At 66.6% G+C, this 23,652-nt stretch carries 19 protein-coding genes; 5 read left to right on the top strand and 14 right to left on the bottom strand.

The window, feature by feature from the left end; genetic code table 11:
* Positions 1-3: 3 nt before the first annotated feature.
* Both alr and HYG77_RS27295 read right to left on the bottom strand, forming a co-directional pair.
* Entirely contained in the window at positions 4-1,203 is a 1,200-nt protein-coding gene (gene alr, locus HYG77_RS27300) for an alanine racemase (protein ID WP_109331518.1), read from the bottom strand.
* Positions 1,204-1,220: 17 nt separating this feature from the next.
* Complete coding sequence (locus HYG77_RS27295) at positions 1,221-2,702, bottom strand: NAD(P)H-hydrate dehydratase (protein ID WP_109331519.1); 1,482 nt, start codon at positions 2,700-2,702, stop codon at positions 1,221-1,223.
* Between the two features lie 53 nt (positions 2,703-2,755).
* Here HYG77_RS27295 and HYG77_RS27290 point away from each other — a divergent pair, with 53 nt between their 5' ends.
* Entirely contained in the window at positions 2,756-3,127 is a 372-nt protein-coding gene (locus tag HYG77_RS27290) for a cupredoxin domain-containing protein (RefSeq protein ID WP_109331522.1), read from the top strand.
* 9 nt (positions 3,128-3,136) lie between these two features.
* On the opposite strand, the gene glmS is transcribed toward HYG77_RS27290, so the two are convergent.
* Entirely contained in the window at positions 3,137-4,999 is a 1,863-nt protein-coding gene (gene glmS / locus HYG77_RS27285) for a glutamine--fructose-6-phosphate transaminase (isomerizing) (RefSeq protein ID WP_109331523.1), read from the bottom strand.
* A gap of 163 nt (positions 5,000-5,162) precedes the next feature.
* On the opposite strand from glmS, the gene HYG77_RS27280 reads away from it, so the two are divergent.
* The gene (locus HYG77_RS27280) at positions 5,163-5,999 is read left to right on the top strand and encodes a dienelactone hydrolase family protein (RefSeq protein ID WP_109331524.1); all 837 of its coding nucleotides are present in this window, start codon (positions 5,163-5,165) and stop codon (positions 5,997-5,999) included.
* A 270-nt stretch (positions 6,000-6,269) separates the two neighbouring features.
* Here HYG77_RS27280 and HYG77_RS27275 read toward each other — a convergent pair whose 3' ends face one another.
* From HYG77_RS27275 to ddaH, 7 genes are all read right to left on the bottom strand, one after another.
* Positions 6,270-8,441 (bottom strand): hypothetical protein, encoded by a 2,172-nt coding sequence (locus tag HYG77_RS27275; RefSeq protein ID WP_244373271.1) that lies wholly within the window; start codon positions 8,439-8,441, stop codon positions 6,270-6,272.
* A complete protein-coding gene (locus HYG77_RS27270) occupies positions 8,438-8,746 on the bottom strand; it encodes a type VII secretion target (protein WP_109331526.1) in 309 nt (102 codons plus the stop codon). Before HYG77_RS27270 ends, HYG77_RS27275 begins: the two co-directional genes overlap by 4 nt.
* 85 nt (positions 8,747-8,831) lie before the next feature.
* Positions 8,832-10,166 (bottom strand): phosphoglucosamine mutase, encoded by a 1,335-nt coding sequence (glmM, locus tag HYG77_RS27265; RefSeq protein ID WP_208961195.1) that lies wholly within the window; start codon positions 10,164-10,166, stop codon positions 8,832-8,834.
* A gap of 136 nt (positions 10,167-10,302) precedes the next feature.
* A complete protein-coding gene (gene rpsI / locus HYG77_RS27260) occupies positions 10,303-10,839 on the bottom strand; it encodes a 30S ribosomal protein S9 (RefSeq protein WP_109331534.1) in 537 nt (178 codons plus the stop codon).
* Positions 10,836-11,279 carry a 50S ribosomal protein L13 gene (gene rplM, locus HYG77_RS27255; RefSeq protein WP_208961194.1) on the bottom strand — a complete coding sequence of 148 codons (444 nt, stop codon included), beginning with the start codon at positions 11,277-11,279 and terminating at the stop codon, positions 10,836-10,838. The genes rpsI and rplM overlap by 4 nt, the downstream gene beginning before the upstream one ends.
* A gap of 168 nt (positions 11,280-11,447) precedes the next feature.
* On the bottom strand, positions 11,448-12,674 hold the full coding sequence (gene rocD, locus HYG77_RS27250; RefSeq protein ID WP_109331546.1) for an ornithine--oxo-acid transaminase: 1,227 nt from the start codon (positions 12,672-12,674) through the stop codon (positions 11,448-11,450).
* Positions 12,675-12,687: 13 nt separating this feature from the next.
* On the bottom strand, positions 12,688-13,554 hold the full coding sequence (ddaH, locus tag HYG77_RS27245) for a dimethylargininase (RefSeq protein ID WP_244373269.1): 867 nt from the start codon (positions 13,552-13,554) through the stop codon (positions 12,688-12,690).
* A gap of 116 nt (positions 13,555-13,670) precedes the next feature.
* Here ddaH and HYG77_RS27240 point away from each other — a divergent pair, with 116 nt between their 5' ends.
* On the top strand, positions 13,671-14,123 hold the full coding sequence (locus HYG77_RS27240; RefSeq protein WP_109331547.1) for an Lrp/AsnC family transcriptional regulator: 453 nt from the start codon (positions 13,671-13,673) through the stop codon (positions 14,121-14,123).
* Positions 14,124-14,209: 86 nt separating this feature from the next.
* Here HYG77_RS27240 and HYG77_RS27235 read toward each other — a convergent pair whose 3' ends face one another.
* The 4 genes from HYG77_RS27235 to eccCa all read right to left on the bottom strand — a co-directional run bounded on the left by HYG77_RS27235 (position 14,210) and on the right by eccCa (position 20,459).
* Entirely contained in the window at positions 14,210-14,494 is a 285-nt protein-coding gene (locus tag HYG77_RS27235) for a WXG100 family type VII secretion target (RefSeq protein ID WP_109331548.1), read from the bottom strand.
* Between the two features lie 48 nt (positions 14,495-14,542).
* Positions 14,543-14,860: a WXG100 family type VII secretion target gene (locus HYG77_RS27230; RefSeq protein WP_109331549.1), complete on the bottom strand. Its 318-nt coding sequence runs from the start codon at positions 14,858-14,860 to the stop codon at positions 14,543-14,545.
* A gap of 134 nt (positions 14,861-14,994) precedes the next feature.
* Complete coding sequence (locus HYG77_RS27225) at positions 14,995-16,476, bottom strand: type VII secretion-associated protein (RefSeq protein ID WP_208961193.1); 1,482 nt, start codon at positions 16,474-16,476, stop codon at positions 14,995-14,997.
* Positions 16,458-20,459, bottom strand: coding sequence for a type VII secretion protein EccCa (gene eccCa / locus HYG77_RS27220; RefSeq protein WP_244373266.1), 4,002 nt, complete (start codon positions 20,457-20,459; stop codon positions 16,458-16,460). Before eccCa ends, HYG77_RS27225 begins: the two co-directional genes overlap by 19 nt.
* Positions 20,460-20,737: 278 nt before the next feature.
* Here eccCa and eccD point away from each other — a divergent pair, with 278 nt between their 5' ends.
* Both eccD and mycP read left to right on the top strand, forming a co-directional pair.
* On the top strand, positions 20,738-22,210 hold the full coding sequence (gene eccD / locus HYG77_RS27215) for a type VII secretion integral membrane protein EccD (RefSeq protein ID WP_208961191.1): 1,473 nt from the start codon (positions 20,738-20,740) through the stop codon (positions 22,208-22,210).
* Positions 22,207-23,604, top strand: a complete 1,398-nt coding sequence (mycP, locus tag HYG77_RS27210) for a type VII secretion-associated serine protease mycosin (RefSeq protein ID WP_208963540.1) — start codon at positions 22,207-22,209, stop codon at positions 23,602-23,604. The genes eccD and mycP overlap by 4 nt, the downstream gene beginning before the upstream one ends.
* Positions 23,605-23,652: the final 48 nt, after the last annotated feature.

Below are 23,652 nucleotides of genomic sequence, written 5' to 3'. Positions count from 1 at the left end.
GACCTACCGCCCACCGACATAGGTCCGCACGGTACGCCCACGCACTCCGGTCACCACCTCGTAATGGATGGTGTCGAGCTTGTCCGCCCACTCCTGGGCGTGTGGCTCGCCGTGATCGCCGTTGCCGAAGAAGACAGCGGTGTCGCCCTCCCGGACGCCGCCGCCGTCCGGTCCGAGGTCCACGACGACCTGGTCCATGCACACCCGTCCGATGCCCGGCCGACGCTCCGAACCGAGCAGGACTTCGAATCGTCCGCTGAGCGAACGGGGAAGCCCATCGGCGTACCCGAACGGCAACAGCGCCACCACGGTGTTCCGCGGCGCTATCCACTGATGGCCGTAGGACACGCCCTCACCTGCAGCCACCTTTTTCACCAGCGCGACGCGCGAACGCAGAGTCATCGCAGGACGCAGCCCGAATTCGCCGAGTTCGGGGGCTGGCGACAGTCCGTAGATCGCAATGCCGGGGCGCACCATGTCGAAACGAAGATCCGGGCGCGTGAGAGTGGCCGCGGAGTTGGACAGGTGCACCACCTCGGGAACCAGTCCGTGGCGTTTGGCGTCGGCCACCGCGCTCGACAACCGGTGACACTGGGCGTCGATCACCGCATGATGCGGCTCGTCGGCGTGAGCGAGATGCGAAAAGATGCCTCGGAGCCGAACCGCGCCCTCGGCCTGTGCCTGCGCCAAGTCGATGAGAACCTGCGCCAACTCGTCGGGCGCGACGCCATTGCGGTTCAATCCGGTGTCGACCTTGATCGTCACGGTCGCCGGGGTGCCTACCTCCCGTGCCGCGGCCACGACGGAGGCGAGGTGCCGTGGTGACGACACCCCGAGCTCGACGTCCGCTCGAATAGCGGGGGCGAAGTCCGCGTCGACGGTGTGCAGCCATGCGAGGATCGGTGCGCCGATACCTGCCCGGCGCAACGTGAGGGCCTCCGAGACCGTTGTCACGCCGAGTTCCGCCGCACCGGCCGCGAGCGCCGCGCGCGCCACTGGGACGGCGCCGTGGTTGTAACCATCCGCTTTGACAACGGCCATCACTGCCGCGTCGCCGGCTTTCTCGCGCAAGATTCCGACGTTGTGCGCAATAGCGTCCAGATCGACCACTGCTTCGGCCTGCGGGGCCGGCGTCGCGTGGGCGGAATCGGCGGGCTCGACCCGGCCGTGTTCGTCCGACGGTACTGCTTCGGCAAGCGTCATGCCTCCGATCCTGCCATTCACCGATGGACCGCCATTTCCTCGGGTGACACACCTGCACGGAGAACTCTGATCGACTCCCTCAGATGAGCGAGCAGATTTCCGGCGGAGATCGGCGCCGTCCCGCGTCCCGCTGCGAGATCTCCCCGGCCACCGCGAGCCGCCACGTTCGCCGCGAGCGAGTGCGCGCGTGCCCCCATCGCAGCCGCCCGGTCCGGGACTGTCCCCGCGGCCAGCAACGCACCCACGATGCCCGCCAGAACGTCCCCGGCACCCGCCGTGGCCGACCAGGAACCGCCCGCCTCGTTGACGAATACCTGCCCACCCGGCGCCGCGATCACCGTGGCGCGGCCCTTGAGGAGGATGTACGTCCCCCACTCCGCCGCCAGCGACCGGGCGGCCGCGACTCTGTCCGATCCGGGATCGCTTCCGGTGATGCGTGTGAACTCACCTGCATGCGGGGTCAGGAGGGTGGGCGCCGACCGGGAGCGCACCAGACCGGGGTCTTCGGCCAGCAGGGTGAGACCGTCCGCATCCACGAGGACGGGAACGTCGGTGTCCAGCACGGTCCGCAGGGCACGACGTGCCGCATCGTCGGTGCCCATACCGGGACCCACCACCCACGACTGGACCCGTCCCGCTTTCGCGACGTCCGTCGTCGCGATCACCTCCGGCCAGTGAGCCAGCACCTCCGACGCGCCCGGACCTGCGTAGCGGACCAAGCCGGACGTGGCCGAGACGGCGGCCCCGGTGCACAACACTCCCGCGCCCGGATACTGCCCACTCCCGGCGACCACGCCCACGACGCCCTGCGAATACTTGTCGTCGTGCGGACCGGGCACCGGCCATGCCTCTCCCACTTCGGTTGCATCGAGCGACGTGATCCCGGCATCACCGAGCGTCAACCCGATGGGTATCACCTCGACGCGCCCGCACTGCGCCGCAGCCAGGACATGTACCGGTTTCAGCGCACCGAACGCCACCGTGACCGCCGCCCGTACCGCGGGCCCCTCGACGGCACCCGTCACCGGGTCCACCCCGCTGGGCAGGTCCGCAGCAATGATCGGCGCCTCCATGGACGCGACCAGAGCCGCCGCGTCGGGGCGGAGGGCTCCCCTTCCGGATATTCCGACGATCCCGTCGATCACCAGGTCGGGCGTGCCGACTTCGTCGATCGCGCGGGCCGTTCGTCCGCCCGCTCGCCGGAAAGCCGCCAGACCGCCCCGATGCGCCTTCTCGGGATTCAACAGCACGGCGGTGACCGCGACTCCGCGCTTACGCAAGAAGGTGCCCGCCCAGAGCGCGTCACCTCCGTTGTCCCCGGAACCGACCAGCAGCAACACCCCCCGCCCGGCGACTCCCCCGGTCCGCGCGCGCAACTCCGCAACCACCACACCCGCGAGTCCGTGCGCTGCGCGTCGCATCAGAGCGCCGTCGGCCAGGGATGTCAGCAGCGGCGCCTCGGCCGCTCGGATCTCGTCAGGGGTGTAGTAGCCCCGCATGGGCACTCCTCGTCCGGAACGGTCGGTACCGAGGCAAGACTACGCTCGACGGCATGCGTGAACGTGCAAGGTCCCGGATCGTCGGAGTCGCTCTGGCCGCAAGCATTTCGGCCGCGAGTGCACTCGCCGGCTGCAGTTCGGAATCCGCCGGGGTGAACGAGCAGCCCAGCGGTCCGGTCGTCGAGGTCTCCGGCATGGCCTTTTCGCCCGCCCGGCTGACGGTCCGGGTAGGTGAGACCGTCACCTGGAATTTCGACGATCGCGGCGTCACCCACGACGTGGCGGGCGTCGGTGAGGCGAAGGGTGTACTGCGCAGTCCCCTGATGCAGACGGGCAGCTTCACCTACAACTTCACCGAGCCCGGAACCTACGAGTACACCTGTTCCCTGCACCCCGACATGCGCGGCACCATCGTCGTCACCTGAGCGGAGCCGTTATTCGACCGTGACGGACTTCGCGAGGTTTCGGGGCTTGTCCACGTCGTACCCGCGCGTCTGCGCGACCTCGGCGGCGAAGACCTGCAACGGCACGGTCGAGAGCAACGGCTGCAGCAACGTCGGCGCCGCCGGAATCTCGATCAGGTGGTCGGCGAACGGCCGCACGGCCTCGTCGCCTTCCTCCGCGATCACGACGGTCCGCGCACCGCGCGCCTGAATCTCCCGGATGTTGCTCAGCAGCTTCGAGTGCAGCACCGCGCGACCCTTGGGAGAGGGCATCACGACGATGACCGGCAACCCGTCCTCGATCAACGCGATCGGGCCATGCTTGAGTTCACCGGCGGCGAAGCCCTCGGCGTGCATGTACGCCAGTTCCTTGAGCTTCAGCGCGCCCTCGAGCGCCACCGGGTAACCCACGTGCCGGCCGAGGAACAGCACCGTCGACGACGACGCCAGTTCCCGAGCCAGCGCCCGCACCGGACCCACCGTCGCGAGGACCCGGCTCACCAGCTCCGGCATCGCCTCGAGATCGGCGTATTCGCGCGCCACCTCGTCCGGGTACTTGGTGCCGCGAGCCTGGGCCAGCGCCAAACCGACGAGGTAGTTCGCGGTGACCTGCGCAAGGAACGCCTTGGTCGACGCCACGCCGATCTCCGGACCGGCACGGGTGTAGAGAACGGCGTCGGCTTCGCGGGGAATCTGGGCACCGTTGGTGTTGCAGACCGCGAGGACGCGCGCCTTCTGGTCTTTGGCGTGCCGCACCGCCTCGAGGGTGTCGGCAGTCTCACCGGACTGGGAGATCGCCACCACCAGCGTCGAGCGGTCGAGGACGGGGTCGCGGTAACGGAACTCGCTGGCCAGCTCCACCTCGACAGGCAGCCGGGTCCAGTGCTCGATTGCGTACTTGGCGAGCAATCCGGAGTGGTACGCGCTGCCGCACGCGACGACGAAGACCTTGTCGACGTCGCGCAGCTCCTGGTCCGACAACCGCTGTTCGTCGAGGACGATCTTGCCGTCCGCGAAGTGCCCGAGGAGAGTGTCGGCGACGGCGGCCGGCTGCTCCTCGATCTCCTTGAGCATGAAGTAGTCGTGGCCACCCTTTTCGGCAGCAGCGAGATCCCAGTCGATGCGGAACGGGCGGCCCACAGCGACCGTTCCGTCGAAGTTGAGGATCGAGTAGCCGTCCGCGGTAATGGTCACTACCTGGTCCTGGCCCAGCTCGACCGCATCCCGGGTGTGCTCGATGAATGCCGCGACGTCGGAGCCGAGGAAGGTCTCGCCCTCGCCGACACCGATGACCAGCGGAGTCGAACGACGCGCGGCCACGATGGTGTCGGGATGGTCGGAATGGGTGAAGACGAGGGTGAATGCTCCCTCGAGGCGGCGGAGCACACTCAGGGCGCTCTCCACGAAGTCCCCGGCGGTCTCACCGGACGCATAAGCCCGCGACACCAGGTGCACCGCGACCTCGGTGTCGGTGTCGCTGGAGAGGTCGACGCCCGCCTGCTCGAGTTCGGCGCGCAAGGGCGCGAAGTTTTCGATGATGCCGTTGTGTACGACGGCGACGGTTCCGGTCGTGTCCCGGTGCGGATGGGCGTTCCGGTCAGTCGGGCGACCGTGCGTGGCCCAACGGGTGTGCCCGATTCCCGTATTCCCGGCGAATTTCTCGGCACCCACCTCGTCGAGTTCGGCCTCCAGGTTCGACAGGCGACCGGCCTTTCGCTCGACGGCCATACCGCCCTTCCCGTCGAGCACGGCGATCCCTGCAGAGTCGTATCCGCGGTATTCCATCCGCCGCAAAGCCTCCACCACAACAGACAGAGCCTGCCGGTGGCCGACGTATCCCACGATTCCGCACATGGTTCATCAGGGTACTTGGAGCGGACGGTGCGGCGAAGTCGGACACCGACGCGACGCGGGGAGCGGGGACTCCGTCCCTGTGTGGTCGGCGCGGGGACTCCGTCCCTGTGTGGTCGGCGCGGGGACTCCGTCCCTGGGGAGGTGATCGGATAACGTTCTCTCCGTGGCGCCGAAACTGAAGAACCTGGCCCGGGAACTGTCGAAGCGGGGACCGCACCGCGTGCTGCGGGGAGACCTCGCGCTGGCTGGACAGCCGGGAGTCGTCTATACACCCGAGTCCGGCTTCAACTTGCCTGCGGTGGCTTTTGCGCACGGGTGGATGACCGGAGCTGACCACTACCGGAACACGCTGGAGCACCTTGCGTCCTGGGGCATTGTCGTTGCCGCGCCCAACAGTGAGCGGGGCCCGGTGCCTTCACACCTGGGCCTCGCGACCGATCTGCGGGCCACTCTCGACATCTGTGTCGGTGTCCGGCTGGGACCCGGCCAGATCAGTGTTCAGCCGGATCGAGTGGCCTTTGCCGGCCACGGTATGGGTGCGGGCGCGGCGGTGCTCGCCGCCGCACAGCGTGACGTGACCGCGGTGGCCGCATTGTTCCCGGCGCCGACCGCCCCGAAGGCGGAGAAGTATGCGCCCAAGATCACAGTTCCGGGGCTGATCGTGGCGGGCGCGGATATCGACACCATGAACAGCAACGCCAAGGCCCTCACCGAGGCGTGGGGCGGCGAATCCGTACTGCGAGCCGTGGATGGCGCAACGGATTCGGGGTTGACCGAGGGGCGTCGACTCCTCGGCGCACTCGGCATCGGTGGATCCGAGCGCAAGACGCAGCAGGTGACGCGGGCGCTGCTGACCGGGTTCCTGCTCTACGAGCTGACGAATGACAAGAAATACGCGGCCTTCGCGGACGCCGAGGCGCACATCCCCCGCACCACGGTTGTCGATCCGCAGGAGATCAATACGGACGCCGGCTTCCAGGGACTGATTCCCCACATCTGAGCGTTCTACGACGGCTCCGGCTGTTCCGGCGTTACTCGACGAGCCAGCTCCGGGGACGATAAAACTCGTCGTCGTCCTCGGCTGCGCTGCGACCAGGTGCGACCGCGTCTGTCGCCGTGCTCGCGTGTGCGGGGTGCCGCCCCGCACACTGCCGTCGTCGCGTGGCTTCTGCCTCGTCTCGCACCCGCTGCTCTTCGAGTCGTCGTCGAAACAGCGCGAGTTCCGCCCTCATCTGCGCACGTCGAGCGCGCAACTGTGCGGCCCGCTCGCTCACAGCGGTCCGGCCTCGGCGAGTTCTGCACCGCTGTCGAGCGTCGCCGACGGGCCGCTGGCAAGCTCTGGTGCAGGTGCAGGCTCAGGGACTGTGAGCGTTTCCGGAAGCGGCTCGTTCTGCATGGTCACCGGCTGCGGACCAGGTGCGGTGGTGGGCTCCGGCGGCGCCTGCTCGGCCTCGTGAGGTTCAGGTTGGCTGACGTCGGGAGCGGCGGGCGGTCTGGCGTCGACAGCGCCGGTCTGCGGCGCGTCGGTGCCGGACGCGGGCTCGGGCGCAGCCGCCGCCTGGTGCAGCGGGTACTCCCCCGAACGGGTTTCTGCGAAAATCTGAGGCAGACCGTTCGGACCGATCTCCACACGGAAGCGGGACGTGGCGCCTTGGCCGTCGATGATGTCGAGGTGAACTCCGGCACCGTCTTCGTCGACGACAAGTGTCCATGACTTGCCGTCGAGCTTCAGCTCGAGGCTCTTGTCGGGAGTGGTAGGCAACGCTTGTCCGCCCTCGCCGTCGACACCCGGGTCGCGCTCGTCCTCGCGGTCGGGCTCCTCCTCCGCCCCCACATCCCCGTCATCGTCCCGACGGGTGAGAGCCGAAACCGCGTCCTCTATCAGTGGACGGATCAGCGACCCCAGGTCGCCGAGTCCACCGGCCAACCCCTGCACCGCCCCGGGGAGGTCACCGAATCCGGTCATACCCCCGATGCCGGGAACACCGGCAAAACCCGGCACACCGGCCAGACCTGGCACACCGCCAAGACTCGGCAGCACGGGAGGAGAGGCTGCGGGCAAGGACGTCGCGGGTTCGGTATGTACATCCCGCGTTCCCACTCCTACGTCTCGAACTCCTAGGTCCCGGCCTCCGTTGCCGGGACCGATCGGCGCCGTCGTCGGTGCCGTCACCGGTGCCGGGTGGGCGGTGCCACTCGGAGTCGTGCCCGTCGGCGAACTCCATCCCGCCGGTTGCCCAGCGAATCCCACGGGCGCGGTGACAGTGGGAGCACCGGCAGGAGCTGTCGGCGCAGCGTCGACGGGAGTTCCCGGGGCGTCGAGAGGCGGCGGAGCCGGAGAGTGCCCCGGAGCGGTGCGATCCACGGAGCGAATATCGCTGTCCGACTGCAACATTCCGGCTTCAGCGATCACCGCCGCATACGACGCTTCCACGGTGTCTGCGCAGGCCTCGCACGCGGCCGCGAATTCGCGCTGTTTCTCTTCGTAGACCGGCCGGAAGTGCGCGTCGAGCCACGCGCGGGCGATACCTGCCGCTCGCTTCACGACGTCGTCTCGGTCGAGCCACCGCAGAGCGCCGCCTCCCCCGTCCTTGTACAAGCCGTTGATGTGCCGGTAGTCGTCGTCGGCAAGTTCGGGAAACCAGTACGACGCGTCTTCCATGCAATCCTTGGCGACGGAGTTGTCTCCATCCCGGCCGTGCACGGCGATGTCGGCCAGCACTGCGATTTGGGCTGCGCTGTAGCCCGCGACAGTGGGCTGGTGCAGCGACACCACCCTGTACGCCTTGTCCGTCACTGCGGCGCTGAGGGTGAGGTTCGCCTCGAACAGCACGTCGATCAGTCCGCGTAACCGGTCGACATCGGCCACTGTCCGGGCATTCCGGCGGCCCGAGGCATCGATCGCGGCGGCGGCCGCATCCCCACTCCACGCGGCGCTGACCGCAGCAACACACGCCTCGTGCTCCTCGAGTTCCCTGCGCGCAGAGTCGAGGGTGTGCTGCAGCGTGTCGATGTCCCGGCCGAGCACGTGAAGGTCCATGCCCCGCTCGGCGTCGAACCGGGCGTAGTACTCCGTGATCGCGCGACCGTCGTACTGCAGCTTCTGTGCGGCAGGAAGGAACATCTCGAAGAACTCGAGCCCCCGTGCTCCGAGGTCCAGCATGTCGCCTGGGACATTGAGCGAATCCGGTCGCAAACAATCCTCCAAGTGGAGGCGGTCGGCGGCAGCAGATCGGGCATCGCTCCCATCCGCGAGGAGTGCGATGTAACGCTCGTCGGCGGACGGCGTGCGTTCGCGTCTGTCGATGCCGTACGCGTCGAAGTAGGGCTGCCACAACGCCACATCCTCTTCGCGGGACGAGGCCCAGGCCTGAAGGAGCTGCTCCTTGTAGTCACGGCTCAGCGTCGGATCGTCCATCAACGAAGCCGCATCCGTCGTCACGGAAGCACCCCGTCGAGGCCGTCGGCAAAGGCACCGTCCGTGCCTGCATAACGCGTGGCGCCGGCTCGGAAGTTATTACCGATGGCCTCCGTTTCGGTTGCCCACTCGTCGAGTGCCACGGACACGACTGCGAGCGCGTTCCGTAGCTCGTCGCCGAGAGCACAATAGTCGCGTCCGGCCTGTACACCGCCGAACTCCAGCCGGCCGGCGTCGATTGCCTGCTGCCTCAGCATCTCCGCTGAGCGCACCATCCGCGCGCCAACGCTCGCCACCGCCCTGACGTCGACCTCGAGTCCATCGCTCATGCCCCCACCCTCTCTTCACGACCTACTGCTTTAGACGCGCCGGCACGCCGATCGGTTCCCCACACCGACCGATACGCTGCGCCACTCAGACCGAGGCGACCGTACCTGCCAGGTTGTCGGCGAGGCGTTGAGCCAAGTCGAGGTCCGCTGCCTCCACCATCACGCGCACGAGCTGTTCGGTTCCGGAAGGTCGCAGCAGTACACGACCCTGATCACCCAACGTCCGCTCCGCCGCCGCCACGGCATCCAGAACGACGGGAGATGCGGCCACGGCACGCTTGTCGGCGACTCGCACATTGACCAGTACCTGGGGTAGGGTCGTCATCGCCGATGCCAGTTCCGCGATCGGCCGCCCCGTCTGTGCCATTCGGCCCATCAGTCGCAGGCCGGTCAGAATCCCGTCACCGGTGGTACCGAACGCCGGCAACACGACATGCCCCGACTGCTCACCGCCGAGAGTGAAACCGCCCGCCCGGAGTCCTTCGAGCACGTAGCGGTCACCGACCGCGGTGGTGATCAGCGCAATACCCGCCTCGCGCATTGCGATGTGTAACCCCAGATTGCTCATCACAGTGGCGACAAGCGTGTTGTCGACCAACTCGCCGGTGTCGCGCATGCCGAGGGCCAGGACGGTCATGATGGCGTCACCGTCCACCAGGGAGCCACCGGCGTCGACCGCGAGGCAGCGGTCCGCGTCCCCGTCGTGCGCGAGGCCGAGGTCTGCGCCATGCTCCACCACGGCCTTCTGCAGGCTCTCGAGGTGCGTGGAGCCGCAGTTGTCGTTGATGTTGAGCCCATCCGGCTGGGCGTTGATCGCGATGACGTTCGCGCCGGCGGCGCGGTAGGCGGTCGGCGCCACAGCCGAGGCGGCGCCGTGCGCGCAGTCGACCACGACGGTGAGGCCGTCGAGGCGGTGAGACAGGGCCGTGGCCAGGTGTTGCAGATACCGATCGGCGGCGTCCGACACCACTCGCACGCGCCCGATGCCGGCTCCGGTGGGCGCTCGCTTGGTCGTCGTGCCGACGGCGACCGATTCGATACGGTCCTCGACTTCGTCGTCGAGCTTGTGCCCACCCGCGGCGAAGATCTTGATTCCGTTGTCGGGCATAGGGTTGTGCGAGGCGGAGATCATCACACCGAGTGCAGCGTCGAGCTCTGCCGTGAGGTACGCCACCGCAGGAGTGGGGAGAACGCCGACGTTCAAGACGTCGACACCCGCCGACGTCAATCCGGCGACAACGGCTGCTTCGAGCATCTCGCCGCTGGCTCGCGGGTCACGGCCGACCACAGCGGTGGCCCGTCCCGAATCCGGTGATGCCAGCACCGTGGCAGCGGCGGAAGCGATCTGCAACGCCAATTCGGCGGTCAGCTCCGTATTCGCCAGCCCGCGAACCCCATCCGTCCCGAACAACCGCCCCATAGACCAGACCCCTTGTACCTCGGAAACCACTACATCTCGGATAAAGCGCGAGAGCAGGCGTCCGGTAACGAAGGACGCCTGCTCTCGGGAAGAACAGGTGCCGAAGCCGTCCCCGGAGGGCGGCTTCGGCGACATATCAGCGCTTGGAGTACTGAGATGCCTTACGGGCCTTCTTCAGGCCGTACTTCTTGCGCTCGACGGCGCGGGCGTCACGGGTGAGGAAGCCGGCACTCTTGAGCGCCGGACGGTCCTCGGGGGTGACCTCGATGAGCGCGCGGGCAATGGCGAGACGCAGTGCGCCAGCCTGTCCGGACGGTCCGCCACCGTGGAGCAGGGCGACGATGTCGAACGACTCGGCACGCTCAACCGTAACGAGCGGAGCCTTGATCAGCTGCTGGTGCACCTTGTTCGGGAAGTAATCCTCGATGGTGCGGCCGTTGAGCTTGAACTGGCCGGAGCCCGGGGTCAGACGGACGCGGACAACCGCTTCCTTACGACGACCGACGGTCTGGATGGGCCGATCGATCACGATCGGGGCCTGCGGAGCAGCAGCGGCCTCGATGTCCTCGGCAACCTCGGGCTCTTCGACGGACACGTACTCGTCCGCCGCGACCTCGACAGCCTCGGTGATCTCTTCGGGATTGGACACGTTCTGCTCCTCCGGCGCCGTCACTGGGCCACCTGCTTGATCTCGAATGGCACCGGCTGCTGCGCGGCGTGGGGGTGGTTGGGGCCCGCGTAGACCTTCAGCTTGCTGCTGATGGCGCGACCCAACTTGTTCTTGGGGAGCATGCCGATGATGGCCTTCTCCACGAGGCGGTCGGGGTTCTTGTCGAGAACCTCGCCGACGGAGCGGGACTTGAGACCACCGGGATGTCCGGAGTGGTGGTACAGGAACTTGCCGTCACGCTTGTTGCCGCTGATGGCAACCTTCTCGGCGTTGATGATGACGACGAAGTCGCCGCCGTCAACGTGCGGTGCAAAGGTGGGCTTGTGCTTGCCGCGCAGCAAGTTGGCTGCTTGGACGGCAAGGCGGCCGAGCACCACGTCAGTGGCGTCGATGACGTGCCACGTGCGGGTCACATCTCCGGCCTTCGGGGTGTACGTAGACACAGAACTTCCTCGTCTTGTTCAATCCGCTGCTGGCCATTGCGTATCGTCGAGCGATTCCCGGCGGCCAGTTGAGACCCGAGAACCGCCAGCCACTGTGGCATGAAGACACAGCGACGCACGGCACGCCAACGGAGAACGATACCGGTCGCGGCGCCTCCGGGTCAAAATTCACTCGGCGAGCGCGTCAGCCAGCTGTTCGACCGCCCAGGTCAGCTCGTCACGTTCGACCACCAGCGGCGGGGCGATACGAATCGTTCCCTCGTGCGCATCTTTCGCGAGCACACGGCGCGCGAGAAGGCGTTCACACACTGCCCTCGCGGAGGGCATCCCCTCGGCCAGTTGCACACCGGCCCACAGCCCACGCCCCCGTACTTCTGCAACATGGCGGACGGGCAGCTCGCGCAGCATGCCGTGCAGGTAGGCACCCAACCGGCGGCTGCGCTCCTGATACTCCCCGGTCTCGAGCAGCGCCACCACGGCACTGCCCACAGCGCACGCGAGGGGGTTGCCACCGAAAGTGCTTCCGTGTTGCCCGGGCCCGATTACGCGCATCACCGGCCAATCGGCGACGACCGCCGAGACGGGGACGAGGCCACCGCCCAGCGCCTTGCCGAGAACGTAGATGTCGGGTGTCACATTCTCGTGATCACAGGCAAAGGTCTCCCCCGTCCGGCCGAGTCCGCTCTGGATCTCGTCCGCGATCATGAGGACGCCGCGACGCGTGCACACCTCGCGCACCGCCGCGAGGTAGCCCACCGGGGGCACGAGGACGCCCGCCTCCCCCTGGATCGGTTCGAGCAGCACCGCTACGGTGTCGTCGGTTATCGCCGACTCGAACGCGTCGGCATTCCCGTATTCGACGGAGACGAAACCTGCGGGATACGGCCCGAACCCGGTGTACGCGTCCGGGTCGGAGGAGAATCCCACGATCGAAATGGTGCGGCCGTGAAAGTTGCCGGAGCAGGTGACCACCTCGGCTCGCCCCGGCGGCACCCCCTTCACGTCGTACCCCCACTTGCGGGCAAGCTTGAGCGCCGTCTCGACCGCCTCTGCGCCGGTATTCATCGGCAGCACGGCTTCTTTGCGACACAATCGGCTCAGGTCTTCGCAGTACTGCGCGAAACGGTCGTGCTGGAACGCGCGACTGGTCAAGGTGAGTCGGCCCAGTTGTTCGCGAGCGACGCGCACGAGAGCAGGATGTGCGTGGCCGAAGTTGAGGGCCGAGTACCCCGCGAGGACATCGAGATAGTCGACGCCGTCGACGTCCTTGACCCAGCAACCTGCGCCCGACTCGATCACGACGGGCAAGGGTGAGTAATTGTGCGCGCTGTGGTCCTCCGCCCGGTCCAGCTGCTCACGCGTGGCACCGGATACCGACACGACACTGTCCGACATTGGTCCTCACCCCTCAGCTTCCCATCTCGCAGAACTGGCGATACCCGCGCAGTTCCATTGTGCTGCATTTGATTCCGCCGCCAGATTTCAAAAATTCCGAATAGTCCACCGGTACCGGGTTGTAGCCGCGGTCCACCAGCTGATCCGACAGCCGCGTCGCCTGCTCGGGCAAGACGACATGAAGTCCGTCGCTCACCAGGTTGAGGCCGAGCCACTGCGTATCGCTCTCGTCGGCGATCACCGCGTCCGGAAACATCCGGCGCAACAGGAGGAGGCTCTCGGGAGAGAAGGCGGCGGGAAGGTAGGCGATGGTCGCATCGTCGAGTACTCCGAGAGCGGTGTTGAGGTGGTAGTAGCGCGAATCCACCAGAGTCAGCGGAACCACGGGACGCCCGAGATGCGCGGCAGCCTCCGCATGGGATCGAGGGTCGGACCGGAAGCCGGTACCCCCGAGGATCACGTCACCGACCACGAGGAAGTCGCCCTCGCCCTCGTTCACGAAACGCGGTGATCTGGGTGTGAGCAGTCCGTTTTCGCGGAACCATCGCAGAACGTGGCCCGCTTCCGCTCGCCTCTGAGCACATCGGTAGCGGGCGCCGAGAGCGACACCGTCGACCACCACGCCACTGTCGGTGACGAACACCATGTCCGGGAGCCCCTCGACGGCATCGATGACCACGACCTCGTGACCCAGCGCTCGATACGTGTCCACCAGGGTGTGCCACTGCGCGAGTGCCCGGGGGCGATCGACCTGCTCGCCCGGACTCATCCAGTCGTTGATCGCGTAGACGACATCGAAGTAGGTGGGCGGACACATCAGGTAGGTGCGGGGGTAACCGCGCCGGTCGGCACTCGCCACAGGCCGGGTCGCGTCCCCCACTGCAGTTCCCGGGCCTATATCCACAGTCGGTGGCACGTTCCCCCCGTTCTCCGATGGTGCTGAGAGAAAGTATCCGCCCACCCTCAGCGACAATCAATGCGCTAGCGTTGCTCTATATGGACGATTCGTTGCGCCTGGACACCTTGGACCGACTGATCGTTGCGCAACTGGAGCGCAACGCGAGGTCGAGTTTTGCCACCATCGGCGCCGAGGTGGGCTTGTCCGCTCCGGCGGTGAAACGGCGCGTCGACCGACTGGTCGACTCAGGGGTCATTACCGGTTTTCACGCGTCACTCGACCCGCAGGCACTCGGACACGGTGTGGAGGTCTTCGTCGAGCTGTACTGCGACGGACGTACCTCCGCCGTCGAGATCGCGCGCATCGTCTCTCGACACGCCGAAGTGCAGGAGGCGTACACCATCACGGGTGACGCCAACGCACTGCTGCGCGTCCGGACGACCGACACCGCTCACCTCGAGAGGACGCTCGAAAATCTCCGGTCGGAACCAGCGGTACTCCAGACGAAGAGCAGCGTGGTGTTGAGCAGATTGATTCCACCGGCCGGCTGACGTCACCGCGATATTTCGCCGCACCTCTGACGACAGTGCCCCAGCATCCGTCGCTTGCTGGGGCACTGTCGCATATCACAGGATTGTCAGAGCCAGGCAGCAGCGTTCCTGTCCTCGGCGCTCTGCATGTCGACAGCGCCGTCCTGGACGACCTTGGCGATCGTCTGGAGGACCTGGAGCAGGTCGTTGTGTGCGCCGTCCCACTTGGCCTGCACCGCCTGGTAGTTCTGCTGGGCACCGCTCTCCCACTGCGCGACCAGACCCTGCACGTAGCCCTGGAGCTCGTCGTGGGTTTCGCGCAGCTTGCCCTCGTTCGACCTGATGTCGCTCGCCAGGGCCTGCAGCTCGGCGAATCCGTACTTCAATGACATTCCGTGCTCCTTGTTGTTGTGTAACCGGTGTCGAACTCGGAACGCATGTCAGAGATCGAGCGATCCCGAAGCTCCGGCAGAATGGATGGCATCCTGGTTGGCCTGCTCTGCGGCGTCGTACCCCTTGCCGTTCTCGCGAATCTTCACGGCAATTTCGGCGAGCGAATCCTGCATCCGACGGGACGCATCGTTGTAGCGGAGCATCAGTGCCTGGAACGCATCCTGCGCGCCACCCGCCCAAGCCGAGGACGATTCTTCGCAACGCCCCTTGAGGCCGGCGATAGTGGCTTGCAGCTGCCCATTCACCGTCTCCACGTGGTTAGCCGCGGCCTCCATCTGGCCGACATCGGTGACAACTCCCGCCATGGGAACTCCTTCTGATCGTCTGGTGCGGCGGCCCCCACTGGACTGCCCGATCCACCCCTACACATGATTGGACGCATCAACCGTCCAATCGGTTCCACCACTGTGGAAGTTTTCGGCTCTGCCGCCCGTCGGGTTCACTCATCGACTTCCAGTGACCGCACGACGTGCTCACACTCGGCTTCGATTTCGGCCCATTCCGCCGACAGGAACTGGCATCCCACGCTGACCTGGAGGTCACGTTCGACGACGACGTGCCACCTCACCGCGGAGTTCTCGTCCGGGAATTCGCTGTACGTGATCCCCGGTCTACCACCGAACACGACGTCCTTCTCCAGTTCGGCGAACAGCTCGGGTCTGCCGCGCTGCGCGATTTTCGCCGCAAGCGTGACAGCGACCTCGTCGTACCCGGCACCGCCCTGGAGGTTGTTCTGCGTCACGATGATTCGTCTGTCCGCGCCACCGTCGGGCACCAGTTCGATCCGGAATGGTGTCGCCGACTGTGGTCGCTCCCGCCATCGGTCGGGCGCCGTGAGTCGAACTCCCCCGACCGACACTTCCCGTCCCGTGCCCGCCGCCGTCGAAGGAATCGTGGACCGCGATGGTGCAGCGGACGACGACGCCGGAGCCGAAGGCGACTGTGATTCTGCAACAACACCCTCGACGGTCGACGTCGAGACGGAATGGAGGGTTGATTGGATGAAGGCAACTCCGGCTCCGGTCACCACCGCCAGGGCCGCTGCGACCGCGACTAAAGTCGGCCACGACCTCCTCGTCCGTTCCTGTTGCTCCCTCTGCAGAGCCGGTTGGAGCCAATTCCTCTGAGGTATCGCGACGATCGATTGCTCGTGTACCCCATCGCTGCGCGGCATTGCGAGTGCGCGAACGATGTCCATACCCGACACGCTCTCGACGGGTACCTCACGGCCGAAGGCAGCCACGACCGCACGCCGTACAGGTGCCAGATCATGCCGGGTGTCGAGGTGGTCCGTCAGCAGAATGCCGTCGAGCTCCCGGCCTCCGCAGACGCGCCCGGCCAGCTCCGTGATTGCCTCCGCCTGCCCATCGAGATCGTCGACGACGAGCGAGGATTCGTGCTCGACTTCCACGACGCGGTAGTCACCGGATGTTGCCGCCACGTAAGTGGAAGTGGTGCCCGTCGCCCGGCATTCGACTACCGCCCAGGTGCTGTCGCGCTCGGCCACGCCGGCTATTTCGGCTACGGAAACCGCCACGGGGACAAGCACGGTGTCGGCGGCGATTGCCGAGCCGGCGTCGGCCAGAACCTGCTGTCGTGCCGTGCCCCACTCGGTCGGGTAGGTCAGCACCGCACCGACGGCCGGTCCGCCCGCCACGGTCTCGACCGCGGCTCGGAGGACGGCGGCGAGCACGTCCGGGACCGGAGCGATACCACCGTCCACATCGATGTACTCGTCGTCGATAGAGCACAGCGGTGACGACTCGGTGGAAGAAGTCTCGCGCACCGAAGTGATCAGCGAACCGTCGGTTGCGACACGGACCGAGGGCAGCCCCTCCACCGCCCTGTCCTGACAACACGACCACATGCCGGATTCAGTGAGGTGAATCGCGACCGCGGACCTCACTGCGGTGGCATCCATGCGAGCTGGATCAGTCCGCTGCCGCCGCGCGTCACCAACGTGCCCCGCCCGGGGGGCATGGCACTTGCCCGTACGGTTCCGATGAGGTTGCCTTCGTCTCGGCTTCCACTCATCACCAGGCCGGCGGATGCCAGATCACGCATGCGTGCAATGACCGGTTCGTACAGCGCCCGCGCCGCGCCACCGGAACGGCGCGCGATGACGAGGTGGAATCCGATGTCCTTCGCATGGGGCAGGTACTCGACGATCGCGGCCACCGGATTGCCGCTCGAGGTCACGACGAGGTCGTAATCGTCGATGACAACGAAGATGTCCGGCCCCGTCCACCAAGAACGCTCTCGAATTTGTTGCTGGCTGATCTGCGGGTGCGGCATCCGCGATTCGAGCGCAACCGCGAGGTCATTCATGTTCCTGGTCAGCACGCCCGACGACGGCGCATAGGCGGCGAGGTGCTCCGATTCCACCACCCCCAGCATGGTGCGCCGATAGTCACCGAGGATGATCTTCGCCTGCCTAGGGGTGTTGGACGCCATGATGCCCTCGCAGATGTTGCGCAGCAGCGTCGTCTTGCCGCATTCACTGTCCCCGAATACCAGGAAGTGTGGTTGCTCGGCGAAGTTGAGAAATGTGGGCGCCAGTTCGGCCTCGTCGAGTCCGATCGGAATCTGGAGGCACTTCTCGGTCGGGTCCAGATAGGAGGGCCACGAACCGGCGGCGTCGAGAACCGCCTCGCGAGTGATCTGTCCCGGCAACATGCGTACGGCAGGAGCATGGCGGCCATGGGTGGTGGCAGCGATCGAGGACACGGCATGAGCGACACCGGACGCAAGGTCGGCGGGGTCAGAGTTCCCGTCGATCCGGGGGAGGCCGACCAGCAGATGCAGACTGTCGCGCGTCATGCCTCGACCCGGCCTGCCTTCCGGCACGAGCGCAGCGGTCTTACGACCGAGGTCGGAGTCCGCGGGATCACCCAACCGGAGTTCGATGCGAGTGCCGAGCTGGTCCTTGAGGGCCGGCCGCACTTCGCCCCACCGAGACGCCGTGATGACGACGTGGACGCCGTACGACAGGCCCTGTGCCGCAAGGTTGGTGATCTGTTGTTCCAGGGTTTCGAAGTCCTGCCGGATGCTACCGAAGCCGTCGACGACGAGGAACACGTCGCCGAAAGGATCTTCGGCGACCCCGGCAGCAGGGGCGCCGCTGGACGGATCGGCAGCGCGTAGTCGCCGGAATTCGGCCATGGATTCGACACCGAGGTCGCGGAATCGGGCTTCACGCTGTCGCACGATCGTGTTCATCTCGGCGACGGTGCGGCGAACCCGGTCGACGTCGAGACGGTTGGCAACCGAACCGACATGCGGCAGGCCCGACAGTCCGGCAAGCGTGCCACCGCCGAAGTCGAGGCAATAGAACTGCACCTGCTCGGCCGAATGAGTGGCGGCGAGCGACATGATCACCGTTCGGATCGCAGTCGATTTCCCCGACTGCGGGCCACCGACCACCGCCATGTTTCCGGTGGAACCGGACAGGTCCACCACAAGCAGGTCCCGCCGCTGATCGTAGGGCCTGTCGATGATCCCGATAGGTGCGCGCAGCGCACTGAGCGCCGGGACTGGTTCGGTGAGTATCGACCTCGGCAGCAGCGCGTCGAGAGTCGGTGCCGCATCGAGCGGGGGAAGCCACACCTCGTGCGCTCTCGAACCGCGGTTCCGGATGCGTTCGACGACGACGTCGATGGTGGTCCGAGTTTCCGCATGTTCCTCGTTGATGTCGAGGGAGAACGGTTCTTCCGGTATGTCGACGACGTCGACGGCGACGGGGGCGGCGGTGAATATTTTCGGGCGCAGCTCGACGGGCGCCTCGCCCGGCCGTCGGACGCTGTCGACGTGACCGCCCTCGTAGGTTCCCGACACGTAAGAGGCCTGGAAGCGCACGATTTCGGCCGAGTCACACTTGAGGTAACCGGCGCCGGGAGTGGCGGGCAGATGATAGGCGTCCGGGACACCGAGCACTGTGCGCGATTCGTTGGCGGAGAATGTCTTGAGCCCGATCCGGTACGAGAGGTGGCTGTCGAGACCGCGAAGCTTCCCTTCCTCGAGTCGCTGGCTCGCCAGGAGCAGGTGGATGTGCAGCGATCGACCGAGTCGTCCTATGGCCACGAAGAGATCAGCGAATTCGGGCTGCTGACTGAGCAATTCCGAGAATTCGTCGACCACGATGAAGAGCGCCGGCAGCGGGTCGAGGTCTGCGCCTGCCTGACGCGCCTTTTCGTAGTCGGTGACGTTGGCGAAGTTCCCGGCCGAGCGTAGCAATTCCTGCCGGCGATTCATCTCCCCGGCGAGCGCGTCGCGCATTCTGTCGACCATGGCCAGTTCTTCGGCAAGGTTGGTGATCACCGCGGCGACGTGGGGAGCCTTCTCGAGGCCGAGGAAGGTGGCGCCACCTTTGAAATCGACCAGTACGAGGTTGAGTGCGTCGGGCGAATGAGTAGCGATGAGACCCAGCACCAGCGTTCGGAGGAACTCGGACTTTCCCGATCCGGTAGCTCCGATGCACAGCCCATGAGGCCCCATGCCGTTTTCCGCGGACTCTTTGAGGTCGATCTCGACCGGATTCCCGTCGACTCCCACGCCGATAGGGACGCGTAAGCGGGCGCGACCCTGCCGGGGCAGCCACGCGTGCTCGGGGTTGAGCCGGCCGACGTCGCCGACACCGAGCATTTGGCTCCACGTCTGTGCGGGTTGATCGTCGTCTCCCGTGTCGACCGATGTGTGCGACGTCGTGCGGTACGGCGCGAGGCGACGCGCAAGAGTTTCCGCCTGATGCGCGCTGACGAGGTCGGCCGTCGCGAACATCTCGACACCGGTACCGCTGCGGGCCCCGAGCGACCCGTCCTGTGCCACCAGCTGGAGACCGCGGGTGGCCGTCAACCGCGGGCAGAATCCGGCGATGTCGAGGACGGTCACCGAATCCACTCCCCCGTCGGTGATCATGCCCGACTCGCCTTCGAGGATTCCGCCGTCGATGACGAGGACGAACTGGGGCACGCCCGGAGCAGCCGGAGCATTGCGGGAGAAGCGATTCCGCATGGCCAGCTGCGGGCCGAGCGCGGACTCGAGTTCGAGAATCGATCCGTAGATCATCCGGGAAGAACCCACGCCGTCGGAGGAATCCGGGTGCTGGGCGTGCGGCAGCCACTTCGCCCACTCCCACTCGTGTTGGGTATCGGGACCGCACACGACCGCAACGAGCAGGTTGTCGGGACCGTGGAAGGCGCACAATTGCATGAGCATCGACCGGACCAGGGAACGGGCCGCCCCACGCTCACCCTCGACGGAGATGGCGGCGAACCCCCGCAACGAGACTGCGGTGGGCAACTCCTGGACCACCGAGTGCGCGCGGACGAATCGGCGAAGAGACACGGCGGCAACGGGTTCGAGATCTTCCACCGGGCCCGTTTCGGGCGCGATGAGACGAGTGGCGAGCCGCTGACTGCCCCGCCCCACGCGCACATGACAATAGTCCGGGTCGGTGACACGGCGCTCCCACATGCGGGCCGTTCCCGCGATGGTCCAGAGCAGGCCGGGTTCGGGATGGCTCCAGTCGAGCGCCTTGCGCTGTTGCTCGCCGGTCTCGGCGACATCACGCCGCAATTGATCGAGGTAGCGCAGGTAGTCCTTGCGGTCTTCGTTCGCTTCCGCTGCCTTGGGACCGCTGCGACCGCCACCCGCCAGCATGCCGAGCATCGAGACCATCATCATGAGGGGGAACAGCATCGACATGGGGTTGCGAGCCATACCCGACGTGAACATCAACGCCATCATGCCGACCATCGCGACGACCATCACGAGGGGGAGAAGCTTCGTGAGCAGATTTCCCGGGACCAATCTCGGAATTTCCGGCGGAGCCTGCAGACTCACCTCGCCGCCCGGAATACGCGGAACTTCTCGCCGCGCTTTACGCACGAAGCGAATAGTGCTCACTGCCCGTCCCCCCATGACGCCAACCGACCGAACCGTGCATCAGATCCGATCCGGAACTTCCGGTTGCCCCCCTGGGCTCGGCCCGCGAAGTCAGAGATTAACCCATTCCGAGGGATCCGGCATACAGGAGGCATTTTCGCCGGATGCCCACTGGAGGCTGCGGCCCGGCTCACGTAGTGTTCCCGTGATCGAATCGGACGACGGCCTCCGAGTGGTCGTCGATCAGTGCCGTAACGACGCAGGGTGGGGTGTGCGTCGCAAAGTGGGGGGAAATCGTATTGTCCATCGCCCATGACGAGTCGCGCGCGTCCGCGCCGTCCACGCGTCCGAGTGCCGCAGCAGACCTGTGCCGGATCACCGTGCTCTCGACCCATTCACAGGTCGACATGGCGGTGCCGTTCGGTGTTCCGATCGCCATCCTCGTTCCGGGGATCGTCGACACGATCCGCAGCCATCGCAGCACCAATGACTTCGACGATTCACTCGAGCAGTACGAACCGAGCGAGTGGGTTCTCGCGAAGATCGGTCAGTCCCCGCTCTCGACCACGCTGACGTTGCACGAGCACGGTATTCGCGACGGCGACCTCCTGGTCCTGCAGAGTGTGCAGGACAGTGCCCCGCCGCCCCTGTTCGACGACATCATGTACAACGTCGCCATCGCCGATGCCGATGCGGACCGGGAATGGACGCGCGGCTCCGCACGGGTCGTCGGTTCGGCCGCCGCCGGGCTCGGAACGGTGATCGGCTCGTTCGCGCTGCTGTGGTCCGAATCCGGGACGGACGGGTTCGTCGGTGCAGGTTGCGCACTGACATCGGCCCTCCTCTTCCTCGTCGCCGGTGCGGTCACCGGCCGCATCTACGGTGACGCAGCCAGTTCCGTCGTTATCAGTGGGTGCGCCGTTCCGCCGGCCTTCGCCGCCGGGATGCTCTTCGTCCCCGGCGACTTGGCCGCTGCCCACCTGCTCCTCGGGCTCGCACTGTCGGGCACCACCGCGGTCCTCGCGCTGCGACTCGGTGGTGTGGGGCTGAGAGTCTTCACGGCTCTGGCGGTAGCCTCCCTGTTCGGCACCCTCGCCGCGTTGGTATCGGCGACGACCGACACCGCAGCGCCCGCGGTGGCCGCCGGTGTCGTCGCCGCCGCATTGACAGGGCTCGCCTCATCGGCTCGCGTGGCGATACTGCTGGCGAAGCTGCCACTGCCGCCTGTTCCCGCACCGGGTACCTCGGTCGATCCTTCCGAGGACGATCCGGACGACGAGACCACGATGCCATCGTTCGATTCCCTTGCCCAACGTGCCACACGTGCGCGCAGGTATCTCACCGGACTCGTCACCGCCATGACCATCCTCGCGGTCAGCGGCGCACTCCTGGCCGCCCAGCCCATCCTGCACGGCGAGATCTACTGGCCCGGTTTGTGTCTGGCCGTTGCGACCGCGACCGTCCTGATGTTCCGGGGACGCACCTACAGCAGCGCCGAGCAGGCCGTTCCGCTGATCGGCGGCGGCGTGACGATCCTCGTACTGCTGCTCACCGCAGCTGCGGTCGCCGTCCCCGACTACGCGGTAGTTCTGTTCGCCGTGGCAATGCTGTTCGCAGCGGGCGGGTTGGTCCTCGGCATCATCGCCCCGCGGCAGACGTTCTCGCCCGTCATGCGACGCGTCGCCGAATTGATCGACCTCGCCCTGATCACGTCGATCATCCCGCTGGTGTGCTGGGTGACCGGCCTCTACTCGCTGATGCGCGGGCTGTGATGCGGCGGCTGGGTCGCCTGGTTCTGGCCACCGCGGTGGTGGCCCTCATCGCAGCACTGGGTGAAGGCAACGCCCTGGCAGTGGTACCCGCACCCATCGACGTGGGACTGGTTCCGCCGAAGGACAGCACCAAAGAGGAGAAGCGAAGACCGTGCAAAGATGCCGTACGGGTGCCCGATGGTCCGGAAGTCCCGGTGGCTCAGCGGGACCTGGATTTCCGTTCGGTGTGGCCGATCAGTCGGGGCGCCGGGCAGCTCGTCGCGGTCATCGACACCGGGGTGGCGCGGCATCCGCGCCTTCCCGGTCTCGTCGATGGTGGTGACCTGGTCGGGACCGAGACCGGGACAACCGACTGTGACGCTCACGGAACGCTCGTCGCGGGCCTCATCGCCGCACGACAGGTTCTCGGGTCCGGTTTCTCCGGCGGCGCTCCGGACTCCCGCATCCTCGCAATCCGGCAATCGAGCAGTGCCTACAGTCCCGCAGGGCAGACCGATCAGGTCGACAACGCAGGCAACTCGGTCGGTGGATACGGCAACGTCGCGACCATGGCCGCCGCTGTCCGGCGCGCCGCCGACATGGGTGCCGGCGTCATCAACATCTCCGAAGTCGCCTGCAAGACTGCGGCAGAAGGAATCGGTGGCGGCGACCGCTATCTCGGCGCAGCCGTCAAATATGCGGCGACGGTGAAGGACGTCGTGGTGGTTGCTGCCGCGGGCAACTTTGGATCCGCGGAATGCAAGATTCAGAATCCGGCGGCCGACCCGCTCCGACCCGGAGCCGACCTGTGGGATTCGGTGAGCACCATCGCCAGCCCGGCGTGGTACGACGACTACGTCCTGACCGTCGGGTCGGTCGAGCCCGACGGCCGGGTGAGTGACTTCAGCCTCGCGGGCCCCTGGGTCGACGTCGCGGCCCCGGGATCGGGCCTTACCTCACTGCATCCGACGACGGGCGATCTGACGAATACCGTGTACAGCGCTCAGGGAAGCGCGGAACCCGTCAACGGCACCAGTTTCGCGGCCCCCTATGTCTCGGCCACCGCCGCCCTGGTTCGCTCCAGGTTTCCTCAATTGTCGGCCCAGCAGGTCATCGCGCGTATCGAGGCCACGGCGCATGCGCCCGCGGAAGGGTGGAATCCGTTTGTCGGGCACGGCGTCATCGACCCGCTCGCAGCCGTATCTGCGAATGTTCCGACGGGCGGCGCAGCAACCGACGGCGCCGCACGCTCGGTCCCCCTGGAGGCCCTTCCTGCAGTTACTCAGCCCGATCACCGCCCTCGCGATGTCGCGTTGGTAGCGGTCGGCTCGCTCGCTGCACTGCTCACCCTCGGAGTGCTGGCGTCATTCCCACTCAGGCGGAAATTGCAGTCCGCGACGCAGCACCGAAGCTGACTCGTTCTCCGAGTCAACCCGGGCCGACGCGAATGTGCGTCGGCCCGA

This window comes from Rhodococcus sp. ZPP (assembly GCF_017656075.1).
In the GTDB taxonomy this organism is placed as follows: Bacteria; Actinomycetota; Actinomycetes; order Mycobacteriales; family Mycobacteriaceae; genus Rhodococcus_F; species Rhodococcus_F oxybenzonivorans.
The sequence above is the reverse complement of the archived record's forward strand: the minus strand, read 5'-3'. Positions and strand labels throughout refer to the sequence as shown.

What these genes read in the sequence shown, in the direction of transcription:
- glmM (WP_208961195.1), bottom strand. Translation starts at nt 10,166, where the DNA reads ATGGGGCGGTTGTTCGGGACGGATGGGGTTCGCGGGCTGGCGAATACG.
- HYG77_RS27270 (WP_109331526.1), bottom strand. Translation starts at nt 8,746, where the DNA reads ATGAGCGATGGACTCGAGGTCGACGTCAGGGCGGTGGCGAGCGTTGGC.
- glmS (WP_109331523.1), bottom strand. Translation starts at nt 4,999, where the DNA reads ATGTGCGGAATCGTGGGATACGTCGGCCACCGGCAGGCTCTGTCTGTT.
- rocD (WP_109331546.1), bottom strand. Translation starts at nt 12,674, where the DNA reads ATGTCGGACAGTGTCGTGTCGGTATCCGGTGCCACGCGTGAGCAGCTG.
- HYG77_RS27295 (WP_109331519.1), bottom strand. Translation starts at nt 2,702, where the DNA reads ATGCGGGGCTACTACACCCCTGACGAGATCCGAGCGGCCGAGGCGCCG.
- HYG77_RS27235 (WP_109331548.1), bottom strand. Translation starts at nt 14,494, where the DNA reads ATGTCATTGAAGTACGGATTCGCCGAGCTGCAGGCCCTGGCGAGCGAC.
- HYG77_RS27240 (WP_109331547.1), top strand. Translation starts at nt 13,671, where the DNA reads ATGGACGATTCGTTGCGCCTGGACACCTTGGACCGACTGATCGTTGCG.
- HYG77_RS27290 (WP_109331522.1), top strand. Translation starts at nt 2,756, where the DNA reads ATGCGTGAACGTGCAAGGTCCCGGATCGTCGGAGTCGCTCTGGCCGCA.
- HYG77_RS27225 (WP_208961193.1), bottom strand. Translation starts at nt 16,476, where the DNA reads ATGGATGCCACCGCAGTGAGGTCCGCGGTCGCGATTCACCTCACTGAA.
- HYG77_RS27230 (WP_109331549.1), bottom strand. Translation starts at nt 14,860, where the DNA reads ATGGCGGGAGTTGTCACCGATGTCGGCCAGATGGAGGCCGCGGCTAAC.
- alr (WP_109331518.1), bottom strand. Translation starts at nt 1,203, where the DNA reads ATGACGCTTGCCGAAGCAGTACCGTCGGACGAACACGGCCGGGTCGAG.